This window comes from Gilliamella sp. W8123 (genome assembly GCF_016101085.1).
Taxonomy (GTDB): domain Bacteria; phylum Pseudomonadota; class Gammaproteobacteria; order Enterobacterales; family Orbaceae; genus Gilliamella; species Gilliamella apis.
Genome location: NZ_JACFRE010000021.1, coordinates 1 through 869, shown reverse-complemented (window position 1 = coordinate 869; position 869 = coordinate 1). Strand labels below are relative to the sequence as shown.

General features: G+C 27.7%; 1 protein-coding gene. It reads left to right on the top strand.

Features of this window, described 5'->3' with window-relative positions:
* Positions 1-784: 784 nt before the first annotated feature.
* Positions 785-869, top strand: an 85-nt coding sequence (locus H3T56_RS11650; RefSeq protein ID WP_072075904.1) for a transposase, incomplete at its 3' end; no start/stop codon positions are given.

Here is an 869-nt window from a genome sequence, read left to right as displayed (position 1 = left end):
TTAATGTTGTTGGTAATGCATTAGCGGCAATTGTTATTGCGCGTTGGGAACATGTCTTTGATGATAAAAAGGCAAGAGCCTATGAACAAGAATATTTAAAATAATTCTACTGCAATCTCATTTTATCGTATTTTCTCAAATAAAAAATTACCGTTAATTACAGGTAGTTTTTTATTTATTATTTACTAATTACTTATTGTGATAATGATTAGAAATATGTTGTCATATCAAATTCAACTCGCTCATCATTAAGACTACTAATAAAAAAGAAGCTTACTTCACATACTTTCTTTTATTATAAATTAGTCCTTTATTAATTTTATAGCCAAGTATTCTTATTTTATTGATCTTTTGTCAATATCATTTACTTCCAATACAAAATACTCAATAAAATTGCGAGATTAAGATAAATTGCTATAAATAGAATCTGATAACTGATAGAGTTCTAAAGTAAGCTTTGTCTAAGTTAAAAACTCTACGTGTATTTCGCTATTTTTCTTTTTTTGTAACGCTAAATCCTGACGTTCGATAGGAAGATGACTTTATAGTAATCCTGCTAACTTTCGAACTTAAATGAAAAATAACATGGATTAACTTAATGATATTAGGTGTTTTATTTTAGTTAATATAATACGTTATTAGTTATTATATGTAGTTAAAAAAATATATGCATAATACTGATGAATCCCCTAATGATTTTGGTAAAAATCATTAAGTTAAGGTGGATACACATCTTGTCATATGATCAAATGGTTTCGCGAAAAATCAATAATCAGACAACAAGATGTGCGAACTCGATATTTTACACGACTCTCTTTACCAATTCTGCCCCGAATTACACTTAAAACGACTCAACAGCTTAACGTTGG